Source organism: Curtobacterium citreum, from assembly GCF_006715175.1.
GTDB classification, from domain to species: Bacteria; Actinomycetota; Actinomycetes; order Actinomycetales; family Microbacteriaceae; genus Curtobacterium; species Curtobacterium citreum.
Genome location: NZ_VFMQ01000001.1, coordinates 2,869,065 through 2,880,242 on the forward strand (window position 1 = coordinate 2,869,065; position 11,178 = coordinate 2,880,242).

The 11,178-nt window shown below is 71.9% G+C and carries 10 protein-coding genes; 6 read left to right on the top strand and 4 right to left on the bottom strand.

Features of this window, described 5'->3' with window-relative positions; genetic code table 11:
* The first annotated feature begins 5 nt into the window (after window positions 1-5).
* A complete protein-coding gene (locus tag FB462_RS13575) occupies window positions 6-1,016 on the top strand; it encodes a threonine aldolase family protein (protein WP_141862415.1) in 1,011 nt (336 codons plus the stop codon).
* Between the two features lie 368 nt (window positions 1,017-1,384).
* On the top strand, window positions 1,385-2,575 hold the full coding sequence (locus FB462_RS13580) for an alpha-hydroxy acid oxidase (protein WP_141863368.1): 1,191 nt from the start codon (window positions 1,385-1,387) through the stop codon (window positions 2,573-2,575).
* A gap of 81 nt (window positions 2,576-2,656) precedes the next feature.
* Here FB462_RS13580 and FB462_RS13585 read toward each other — a convergent pair whose 3' ends face one another.
* Both FB462_RS13585 and FB462_RS13590 read right to left on the bottom strand, forming a co-directional pair.
* Window positions 2,657-3,784 carry a glycoside hydrolase family 5 protein gene (locus FB462_RS13585; RefSeq protein WP_141862417.1) on the bottom strand — a complete coding sequence of 376 codons (1,128 nt, stop codon included), beginning with the start codon at window positions 3,782-3,784 and terminating at the stop codon, window positions 2,657-2,659.
* A 160-nt stretch (window positions 3,785-3,944) separates the two neighbouring features.
* Window positions 3,945-5,141: an ROK family protein gene (locus FB462_RS13590; RefSeq protein ID WP_141862419.1), complete on the bottom strand. Its 1,197-nt coding sequence runs from the start codon at window positions 5,139-5,141 to the stop codon at window positions 3,945-3,947.
* 134 nt (window positions 5,142-5,275) lie between these two features.
* Between FB462_RS13590 and FB462_RS13595 the strand changes: the two genes are divergently transcribed.
* The 4 genes from FB462_RS13595 (at window position 5,276) to FB462_RS13610 (ending at window position 10,191) form a co-directional block, all read left to right on the top strand.
* Entirely contained in the window at window positions 5,276-6,574 is a 1,299-nt protein-coding gene (locus FB462_RS13595; RefSeq protein ID WP_141862421.1) for an ABC transporter substrate-binding protein, read from the top strand.
* 10 nt (window positions 6,575-6,584) lie between these two features.
* Complete coding sequence (locus tag FB462_RS13600) at window positions 6,585-7,535, top strand: carbohydrate ABC transporter permease (protein WP_229666660.1); 951 nt, start codon at window positions 6,585-6,587, stop codon at window positions 7,533-7,535.
* Window positions 7,535-8,452 (top strand): carbohydrate ABC transporter permease, encoded by a 918-nt coding sequence (locus FB462_RS13605; protein ID WP_180224849.1) that lies wholly within the window; start codon window positions 7,535-7,537, stop codon window positions 8,450-8,452. Before FB462_RS13600 ends, FB462_RS13605 begins: the two co-directional genes overlap by 1 nt.
* Window positions 8,453-8,529: 77 nt before the next feature.
* Window positions 8,530-10,191: a glycoside hydrolase family 13 protein gene (locus FB462_RS13610; protein WP_141862423.1), complete on the top strand. Its 1,662-nt coding sequence runs from the start codon at window positions 8,530-8,532 to the stop codon at window positions 10,189-10,191.
* Between the two features lie 250 nt (window positions 10,192-10,441).
* On the opposite strand, the gene FB462_RS13615 is transcribed toward FB462_RS13610, so the two are convergent.
* The gene (locus FB462_RS13615; protein ID WP_058742312.1) at window positions 10,442-10,753 is read right to left on the bottom strand and encodes a winged helix-turn-helix domain-containing protein; all 312 of its coding nucleotides are present in this window, start codon (window positions 10,751-10,753) and stop codon (window positions 10,442-10,444) included.
* The gene (locus FB462_RS13620) at window positions 10,750-11,172 is read right to left on the bottom strand and encodes a hypothetical protein (protein WP_058742313.1); all 423 of its coding nucleotides are present in this window, start codon (window positions 11,170-11,172) and stop codon (window positions 10,750-10,752) included. Before FB462_RS13620 ends, FB462_RS13615 begins: the two co-directional genes overlap by 4 nt.
* Between the last annotated feature and the right edge of the window lie 6 nt (window positions 11,173-11,178).

The window sequence follows — 11,178 nt, forward strand, 5'->3', positions numbered from 1 at the left end:
GCCTGGTGACCGACGCCCCGATCGACCTGCGCTCCGACACCGTCACCCGACCGACCCCGGCGATGCGCTCCGCGATGGCCGGCGCCGAGGTCGGCGACGACGTCTTCGGCGAGGACCCGGAGACGAACGCCCTCGAGCGCGAGGTCGCCGACCTGCTCGGGCACCAGGCCGGACTCTTCACCCCGACCGGCTCCCTGGCGAACCAGCTCGGGCTGCGGTTGCACGTCGCCCCGGGCGAGGAGCTGCTCGCCGACGTCCGCGCCCACGTCGTGCGGGCCGAGCTCGGCGCCGCCGCGGTGTTCTCCGGCATCACGACGCGAACGTGGGCCTCGGAGCGCGGACGACTCGTGGCCGCGGCGGTCGAGGCGATCGCGGAGCCGGACGCCGGCGCCTACTCCGTGTCGACGACGGCCATCGCGGTCGAGAACACCCACAACTTCGGTGGCGGCACCGTGCAGCCCCTCGACCAGGTCCGGGCCGTGCAGGCGTACGCGCGGGAGCACGGCATCGCGGTGCACCTCGACGGCGCCCGGCTGTGGAACGCGCACGTGGCGTCGGGCACCCCGCTCCGCGAGCTCGCGGCCGGCTTCGACACGGTGTCGGTCTGCCTGTCGAAGGGCCTCGGTGCCCCGGTCGGCTCGGTGCTCGTCGGCTCCCGGGAGCACGTCGCAGCCGCGCGGGTCTGGCGGAAGCGGTACGGCGCGGGGATGCGGCAGACCGGGTTCCTCGCCGCCGCGGGTCGGTACGCCGTCCGGCACCACGTCGACCGGCTCGCCGAGGACCACGCGAACGCCCGGGTGCTCGCCGCGGCGCTCGACGTCGACCCGGCGACCGTCGACACGAACATCGTGTTCGCGGAGGTCGCCGACCCGGGGGCGTTCGTCGCCGAGGCCGCGGAGCGGGGCGTCCGGGTGATGCAGCTCGGACCGCGGGCCGTCCGGCTCGTGACGCACCTGGACGTCAGCGCCGAGGACGCCGCCCGCGCCGCCGAGGTCCTGGCCGCGCTCCCCCGCTGACCGGCGCTGGCGCTCGCGGGCTCCGGTGATCGCGAAACGCAACGTCGGCGGGTTCTCGCAGCGGTACTTCGCTGCGAGCAACCGCCGACGTTGCGTCTTGCGGGAGGGAGCTTGATCGGACGTCTCACGACATCCCCGACTCCGTCGACGCGTTGGCGCAGCGCGCTCCTTGCCCGAGAGCGCACCCCTGCCCCATCACCCTCGCCAACGATCTCATACAGACATAGGATGTCTGTATGACCTCGACCGACGATCAGCACCGCGTCGACCCGGCGACCGGGGCTCCGGCACCGACGCCGGGCACACCGTCGACGAACCGGGTCCGGGTCCGGCGGCAGCTGCCGACCGTGCACGACCTGGCGCCGCTCATGCAGTTCAAGAAGCCCGACCTGAACGCCCGGCGCCGACGCTTGGAGTCGGCACTGACGATCTGGGACCTCCGTCGGATCGCCGCGCGCCGCACCCCGAAGGCGGCGTTCGACTACACCGAGGGCGCGGCGGAGGCCGAGATCTCCCTCGCCCGTGCCCGGCAGGCGTTCGAGGACATCGAATTCACCCCGGCGATCCTGCGCGACGTCTCGAAGGTCGACACCTCCCGCCAGGTGCTCGGCGCGCCGACCGCCCTGCCGTTCGGGATCGCGCCGACGGGCTTCACGCGGATGATGCAGACCGAGGGCGAACGCGCCGGCGCCCGGGCAGCCGGTCGGGCGGGGATCCCGTTCTCGCTGTCGACGATGGGCACCACGGCGATCGAGGACGTCCGCGACGCGAACCCGCACGGGCGCAACTGGTTCCAGCTGTACATGTGGAAGGACCGCGACAAGTCGATGGCGCTCGTCGACCGGGCCGCGAAGGCCGGGTTCGACACGCTGCTCGTCACGGTCGACGTCCCGGTCGCGGGCGCACGCCTCCGGGACAAGCGCAACGGGTTCTCGATCCCGCCGCAGCTCGGCGTGAAGACCATCGTCAACGCGATCCCCCGGCCGTGGTGGTGGTTCGACTTCCTCACCACGGAACCGCTCGCGTTCGCCTCCCTCGACCGCTGGTCGGGCACGGTCGGTGAGCTGCTGGACCACATGTTCGACCCGACGGTCACCTACGAGGACCTCGCGTGGATCCGGGACCAGTGGCCCGGCAAGGTCGTCGTGAAGGGCGTGCAGTCCCTCGCGGACGCCAAGCGCCTGGCGTCGATGGGCGTCGACGGCATCACCCTGTCGAACCACGGCGGTCGGCAGCTCGACCGTGCTCCCGTCCCGTTCCACCTGCTCCCGGAGGTCGTCAAGGAGGTGGGTGCGGACACCGAGGTGCACCTCGACACGGGCATCATGTCCGGCGCCGACATCGTCGCCGCCGTCGCGCTCGGTGCACGCTTCACCATGGTGGGTCGTGCCTACCTGTACGGGCTGATGGCGGGCGGCGAGGCCGGTGTCGACCGGATGATCCAGATCCTCTCCGAGCAGATCGAGCGGACCATGCGGCTGCTCGGCGTCGCCACGCTCGACGAGCTCGAGCCCGGTCACGTCACCCAGCTGCAGCGACTGGCCCCGGTCCGGCGCTGATCCGTCGCTGACGCGACCACCCCATGGACGGGCGGCACGGTGCCAGCTGGCACCGTGCCTCCCGTCCGGTCCGTGGTCGCGTCAGCGGGTCCCGAACGGCGCCCGCTCGCCCTCGTCCCAGGCCCACCGCAGCAGGGCGAGCCCGGACTCGTTCGTCACCGCGAGCTTCGCGTGCGACCCGGTGCCCTGCAGTTCCTCGAGGCTGTAGGTGTCACCGGTGCGCAGCCCCGGCCAGTACACGGCGCCGAGGTGCCGCTCGCGGACGATCGTCGTGACCGTCTGCAGGAAGGCGACCGAGTTGTCCGCGTCGGCGTTGCCGGTCGTCGCGGAACCGCGGTAGTCGATCCCGGTGGTCATCGGGACCCCGAACTCGTCGAGGACGGTGCGGGCGCTGCACGCCTGGTCGCCGAGTCGGCTCTCGAAGTCGGCGGCCCAGCCCGCGGCGTCGTGCGTGCCCCAGAACCCGTAGAAGTGCTGCGACACGTAGGTCCCGGCGAGTGCCGGCGCGGCGCAGACCGCGTCGACGTGGTCGTTGTAGCCGGTGCCGCTGACGAACACGCGGTCGCGCGGGATCCCACGGGCCGTGTAGCGGTCGACCCAGTCGGTGGCCACCTGGATCCAGTCGGCGGGTGCGTAGCCGAACGGCTCGTTCATCGGCTCGAAGTACACGCCGGCGTCGCCGCGGTAGGTGCTCGTCAGCGTGTCCCACATGGCGGTCCAGGCGGCGGGGTCGTCGACCTTGCCGTCCTTGCTGGCGTCACTGCTCTCCCAGTAGCCGAGGACGACCTTGACGCCCTGGTGCCGGGCGGCGTCGATCGCCCCCCTGTAGGACGTCCACCACGTCGTGCCGACGGAGTACGGGTTGACGGGCAGGCGGACGGTGTCGGCGCCGAGGTCCTTCCGGAACTCGCGGACGATCCGCTCCGAGGTCTTGTACACGGTGCGGTAGTCGTCCGACGTCGAGAGCCCCGAGGGGACGACGGGCCCGTTCGCGTAGTTGTCCCGCGGGTCGGCCCAGTTGACGCCGTGGAACTGCGTCGGGTCGAGCGCGGGGGTCGGGTCCGGGCGGGTGTGGGCCGGCGCCGCGGCGGTCGGGGCCGGGGCGGCGGTCGCGGTGCCGGGGGCGGCGAGGGCGAGCGCGGTGGCGCCGGCGACGACGGCGAGCGTACCGACGAGTCGGCGTCGGCGTGGGGTGGTCGAGGTGTGCATGGGTCCTCCCTGACTGCATCGTTGCAGCGGCACGACGACGTCGTCGTGCCGGTCGTCGGCGCTCCCGCGTGCCCCCTGGCACGCTCATGGCAACGTCAACACGCAAGCAGCGTGGCACTGCGCGGGCGCGGTGTCAACGGGTGCTTGGGCGGCGTTGCGGTCAGGCTGCGGGGACCGGCTGGGCGGCCGGCAGCGCGAACGCCATCGGGTCGGCGCGGACGGTGTCGAGTGCCAGCGCCAGCGCCCCCAGGACGACGACGTCGCCACCGAGCCGGGAGGCCACGACCTCCGGCGTCGGGTCGTACTCCCAGGCCGCGAGGTGCGCCCGTGCCCGGTCGATCACCGGCTCGACGGCGTCCGCGATCGCCCCGGCGACGACCACGCGGTCGATGTCGAGCAGGCTCGCGAGCAGCACGCAGACCCGCGCCAGACGGTCCCCCAGCGCGTCGACGATCCCGACCGCGACCGCGTCGCCGAGCGCGGCGGCGGTCAGGACGGCCGCAGCGTCGGGCTCCTCGTCGCCGCCGAACAGCGAGGACGCGCCGACAGGGCCTGCCGCCCGCGCCTGCCGGACGAGCGTGCGGGCGGTGCGACCGATGCCGTCGGAGGACGCGACACCGTCGACCAGGTCGAGCACCCGGAGCTCGCCGGCACCGCCGCGCGCCCCGCGCAGCAGGACCCCGTCGACGACGAGCCCGGCGCCGAAGCGCTCACCGGACAGCAGCGCCGCGAACGAGGCGTCGCCGGAGGACGGCCGTTCGGCGAGGGCCGCCGCGTTCGCGTCGTTCTCGACGACCACGACACCGTGCGGTACGACGTCGGCGAACCCCGGGTTCATCCGGTTCCAGAACCCGCCGTCGTCCGGCGAGGCACCCGAGGCGTCGACGGGCGCGGGGATGCCGATCACGGTCACGAGCACGCGCGTCGGGTCGACTCCGGCGTCGGCGAGCGCCCTGGACACGGTGTCGGCCGTGACGCCGAGGCGCACCGGGACCTCGAGGCCAGCGTCGCCGAGTGCGCCCTCGGCCCGTGCGAGCACCGTCCCGCGCAGGTCTGCGACGAGCGCCGTGACGCGGTGCTGCCCGGCGTCGACCCCGACGACCACCCCGGCTCCCGCGTCGAGTTCGTAGCGGCGGGCGGGTCGGCCCTTCCGGTACTCCTCCCCCGCAGCCCGGGCGTCGTCGAGGTCGCGGAGCCACCCGAGCCGGACGAGCTCGGCGCACGCGGCGAGGACGGTCGAGCGGGTCAGGCCGGTGGCGTCGATGGCTTCGGTCGCGGTGAACGCGGCGGCGTCGAACGCGGACGCCAGGACCGTCTCGGCGCTGGTCGCACGAGCGGGCTCACGGCGTCGGGACATGCGCTGACCCTACCGCGGGGAACATTGCTTGCGCGATTAGATTTTCTGAGTAGATTAAGTGTCGCGAGCCGGCACCGACGCCGGTCCGCTGACCGGGACGGCAGGGACGCCGGGTCCGGACGGACGGAGACGACGTGCGACCACACGCCACCACCAGGGACACCGCCGCACTCAGCCGCCGCGGGTTCCTCCTCGGGGCCGGCGGCATCGGCGCGGGCCTGGCACTCGCCGCGTGCGCCCCGCTCGGCGGTTCGAGCAGCCGACCCGAGACGATCACCTTCTACGTGTCGAAGCCCGAGGTCATCGGCTACTTCGACGACGTCATCGCGAAGTTCCACGACAGCCAGTCGAAGATCCGCGTGGTCCGCGACTCGACGTCGAACATGTCCGCGAACTTCGTCCGGAACCGGCCGCCGGACCTCGGGTGCCTGAACTACAACTACGCGATGGTCTCGTTCGTCGAGCACGGCGCCCTGACGGACCTGTCGGACCTGCCCGAGAAGGACACGATCAACCCGGACCTGTGGCCGCTCATGCAGCAGACGGCCGACTACCCGGGCCGCACCAGCGTGCTGCCCTACTCGGTGACGGCGGCGTCCGTGATCTACAACAAGCGGATCTTCGCCGACCAAGGGCTCGAGGTGCCGACCACGTGGTCGGCGTTCCGCGACGTGTGCGAGCGGCTCGTCCGCGCCGGCATCACCCCGATGTACGGCACGTACAAGGACAACTGGACGATCGCCCAGGGCATGTTCGACTACTCGGTCGGCGGCATGCTCGACCTGCAGCAGACCTTCGCCGCGCTCGACCGCGAGGGAACCCGGGTCGGCAAGGGCTCCCGTGTCTCGTTCGAGAAGGACTTCGCGGCGCCCGTGGACCGCATGGTGGACCTGCTCCAGTGGCACCAGAAGGGCGCCGCGAGCCGCGGGTACGGTGACGGGAACCTGGCGTTCGCGCAGGGGAAGGCCGCGATGTACCTGCAGGGACCGTGGGCGCTCGGCGAGATCGCGAAGTCGAACAAGGACGTCGAGCTCGGCACCTTCCCGTTCCCCGCGACCGACGACGCCGCGGACAACAAGGTGCGCGTGAACGTCGACCTGGGGCTCTGGATCCCGGAGGCGTCGCGCAAGCAGGAGGCCGCGCGCGAGTTCCTGTCGTTCCTGATGAGCCCGGCGGTCAGCGACCGGTACAACGCCGACAACAACGGCTTCGGCGTCCGCAAGGACTCCCCACCGGTGTCGAACCCCGCTCTCCGTGGCATGCAGGACTCGTACGACCGCGCCGCCTTCTCCCTCGGCGCCTCGCAGCTCATCCCCGCCGAGATCCCGGTGGCGAACTACCTGCAGTCCATCGCCTTCGGCGGTGCCCCCGCTCCGCAACTCCGCACCCTCGACGGCGACTGGGCGCGGCTCGCGCTCCGCACGGCCGCGTAAGGAGACGACCTTGGCCACCACGACCACCGAAGCGATCACGACGGCGGACCGCCGCCGACGGGGCGGAGCCGCACCGCGCCTCCAGGCCGGCAGCCGCGGACGCCGGAAGCGCATCGAGCCGCTGTTCCTCGTCTTCCTCGTCCCCACCCTGGTGCTCTTCACGCTCGCCATCACGCTGCCGGCGGTGATGGGCATCGTGCTGAGCTTCACGGACTCCGTCGGGTTCGGCGAGTTCCGGTTCACCGGACTCACCAACTACGTCGCCGTGTTCTCCGACCCGGCGATCCTGCAGGCGTACCTGTTCACGATCGGGTTCTCGCTCGTCACCGTCCTCGTCGTCAACGCGATCGCGTTCCTGCTCGCCATCGCGCTGACGTCGAAGGTGCGCGGGAAGATCGCGCTCCGGGCGGTGTTCGTCCTGCCGATGGTGATCTCGGGCATCGTCATCGCCTACGTGTTCTCGTTCCTGTTCGCGAACTCGCTGCCAGCGCTCGCCACCGCACTGGGCTTCGCGCCGCTCGAGCAGAGCATCCTCGCGAACCCGGACCTGGCGTGGGTCGCGATCGTGGTCGTCACCGCGTGGCAGGCGATCCCGTCGACGCTCCTCATCTACATCGCCGGGGTCCTTTCGATCCCCGGCGAGGTGTACGAGGCCGCCGCCCTGGACGGGGCGAGCTCCTGGCGGCAGCTCGTGTCGATCACGGCCCCGCTGACGGCGGGCTACATCCTGATCAACCTCGTGATCGGGTTCAAGAACTTCCTCAACTCCTACGACATCATCGTCGGCCTGACCGACGGCGGCCCCGGTACCGCGACGACCAGCGTCGCGATGTCGATCTTCAAGGGCTTCAGCAGTGGCGACTACGCCTACCAGATGGCGAACGCGACGATCTTCTTCGTCATCGCGGTCGTGATCGCCGTGATCCAGCTGCGGGCGACCCGCGGGAAGGCAGCGCTCTGATGACCATGCAGGCACCCCTCCGACCGGGCACCACCGCGACCGGGTCGATCCGCTCCGTGGACGCCGACCGCACCGCCGGACGACGCGGCGGCGGCCGTGGCGACCGCGCCAACTGGCCGGTGACGATCGTCCTCGTGCTGTGCGCACTGTCCGTCCTCGTCCCGCTGTACGTCACGGTGACGATGGCGTTCAAGACCACGAGCCAGGCCGTCGACGGCAACGCGTTCTCGCTGCCGGCGCCGTTCAGCGTCGACGGGTTCGTCCAGGCGTGGGAGCTCACCGACTTCCCGCGGGCGTTCGGCGTCTCGGTGCTCATCGCCGCGATCACCGTCGCCGGGACGATCCTGCTCGCGTCCTTCACCGCGTACGCCATCGCCCGGAACTGGGAGCGCCGGCTGTTCCGCTGGTCGTTCTTCTACCTGCTCGCCGCGATGTTCCTGCCGTTCCCGGTCCTCGCACTGTCGCAGGTGAAGCTCACCGGGCTGGCGCACCTGGACAACCCGCTCGGCGTCGCGATCCTGCACGTCATGTTCCAGCTGTCCTTCAGCGTGCTGCTGTTCACCGCGTTCCTGCGGTCGATCCCGGCCGAACTGGAGGAGAGTGCACGCATCGACGGTGCGACCACGGGACAGGTGTTCTGGCGACTGGTGTTCCCGCTCCTCGCACCGATGAGCGCCACCGTCGGCATCTTCGCGTTCCTCGCGTCCTGGAACGACTTCGTGATGCCGTCGCTGATCACCTCCGACCCGGCGCTGCAGACCCTGCCGGTGCTGCAGCAGATGTTCCAGACCCAGTTCAGCAACAACTACAACGTGTCGTTCGCCTCGTACCTGATGGCGATGGCGCCGGCGATCATCGTCTACCTCGTCACCCAGCGGTGGGTGATGGCCGGGGTGACGCAGGGCGCCATCAAGTGACCGAGCCGAGCACCGCCACGACCACGACCCCCACTCCCACTCCCACTCCCACTCCCACGAACGACGGAAGGCCCGACGTGACCGACACCCTCGCCCAGCCCGCTGCGACCACCACCGACGAGACGTGGTGGCGTCAGGCGAGCGTCTACCAGGTCTACCCGCGCTCGTTCGCCGACGCGGACGGCGACGGCATCGGCGACCTGCCCGGTGCGACGAGCCGCGTGCCGTACCTGGCCTCGCTCGGCATCGAGGCGGTCTGGCTCAGCCCGTTCTACCCGTCCGCCCTCGCCGACGGCGGCTACGACGTCGACGACTACCGCGACGTCGACCCGCGGCTCGGCACGCTCGCGGACTTCGACGACATGGTCGCGGCGCTGCACGGCGCCGGCATCCGCGTGATCGTGGACATCGTGCCGAACCACACGAGCGACCGGCACGCCTGGTTCCGCGAGGCCCTCGCGGCACCGAAGGGCAGCCCGGAGCGGGACCGCTACGTCTTCCGCGACGGCACCGGCCCGGACGGGCAGGAGCCGCCGGCCGACTGGGTGTCGATCTTCGGCGGCCCCGCGTGGACCGCGGTCGGCGACGGTCAGTGGTACCTGCACAACTTCGCGAAGGAGCAGCCTGACCTGAACTGGGCGAACCGCGAAGTCCGCGACGACTTCCTGCACACCCTGCGCTTCTGGTCCGACCGCGGGGTCGACGGCTTCCGCATCGACGTCGCCCACGGTCTCGCGAAGGACCTGCCGGCCGGCGAACTGCCCACGTGGGCCGAGGTGCTCGCGAGCCCGAAGGACGGCGCGCACATCCTCTGGGACCGCGACGACGTGCACGAGATCTACGCCGAGTGGCGCCGGGTCTTCGACGAGTACACCCCCGCCCGCACCGCGGTCGCCGAGGCCTGGGTCGCCGCCGACCGCCGCGCCCGGTACGCCTCCGCCGAGGGACTCGGGCAGGCCTTCAACTTCGACCTGCTCGAGGCCGACTTCGACGCGCAGCAGTTCCGGACGATCATCGAGTTCAACCTCGGGCTCGCCGAGCAGTCCGGCTCGTCGACGACGTGGGTGTTCTCGAACCACGACGTCGTCCGGCACGCCACCCGGTACGCGCTCCCGGCCCGCAACGGCGCCGAGGAGAAGCAGGGCGCCGCGTGGCTGCTCGCCGGCGGCCGGCAGGAGGACCTCGACCGCGCCCTCGGGCTCCGGCGCGCGCAGGCGGCGACGCTCCTGGAGCTCGCGCTGCCCGGCTCGGCGTATCTGTACCAGGGCGAGGAGCTCGGCCTGCACGAGGTCGGCGACATCCCCGACGCCGAACGACAGGACCCGGCGTTCTTCCGGAACCCGGGCGTCGACGTCGGCCGCGACGGCTGCCGCGTGCCGATCCCGTGGACGCGCTCGGGGCCGTCCTTCGGCTTCGGCACGGGCGGTTCGCACCTGCCGCAGCCGGCCTGGTTCGCCGACTCGTCGGTCGAGGCCGAGGACGCCGACCCGGACTCGACGCTCAACCTGTACCGGAAGGCCCTCGGCCTGCGCGGCCAGCTCCGGTCCGAGGAGCACCTCGAGTGGATCGAGACCGGCCGCGACGACGTGCTCGCGTTCCGTCGCCCGAACGGGTGGACGAGCGTGACGGTGTTCGGTGACGAGCCGTTCGCACTCCCCACCGGCGAGCTCCTGCTCGCCTCCGCGCCGGTGGCAGACGGCGCCCTGTCGGGTGTGGGGACCGCCTGGTTGCGTTCCTGACGGGACCGCGCGTTCCTGACGGGACCAGCAGGCGGACGGGAGGCACGGTGCGGGCAGGCACCGTGCCTCCCGTCCGTCCCGGGGTCGCGTCCCGCGCCCGGCGTGCCGTGCCGATCCGCGCGTGGGGTGCCGATCCGCGCGTGGGGTGTCGATCCGCGCGCGGGATGGCGATCCGCGCATGGGAGGTCGCCCCTTCCGACCCGCCATGCGCGGATCCGCCTCCCACGTCACCCGTGATGGGACAGATCGCTCAGGACGAGCTCACCGGCCCCGCGATCTCCCGGAGCGCGGCGAGGTGCGCCTGCCACGCGAGACGACCCGCCCGCGTCAGGGTCAGCGACGTCCGCGGGGTCCTGCCGACGTGCGCCTTGCCCACCGTGACGTACCCGGCCGCCTCGAGCGCGCTGGCCTGCTTGCTCAGCGCGGAGTCGGTGACCTCGAGCGCGTCCCGGACCTCGCGGAACGAGAGCGTCCCGGCCCGGTCGAGCGCTGCGACGACCGAGAACCGCACCGGGTTCTGCAGCAGGTCGTCGAGTCGGTGTCGCGGGTGCGAGCTGCTCATCCGCGGGACTCCCACGCGGCGCAGGCGAGCGACACGACGAGGACGAGACCGGACGTGACCGCCGACCACAGCACCGAGCCGTGCGCCCAGCCCACGACGGCGATCGCGGCGCAGTAGGTCAGCCCCCATGCGGCGACGTAGGTGATCCACCGCCGGCCGCGGGCGAAGGCGGCACGACCACGGATCGCGGCGCTGAACCACAGGACGAGCGCGAGCACGACGACGATCGTGCCGACGTACGCCGCCGCGAAGGCACGGCCCGCTGACATCCCCATCGCGAAGGTCCCGAGGGACGTCGTCGCGCCGAGGGCGACGATGAAGGCGACGTACGGCCACCGGACGGCGTCGTGCGTGCGACGGGCGAGACGGTCGGCGTGCGCGAGGAGCGCGCGGGCCTCGGACGGTTGCGGATCGGACATGGTTCC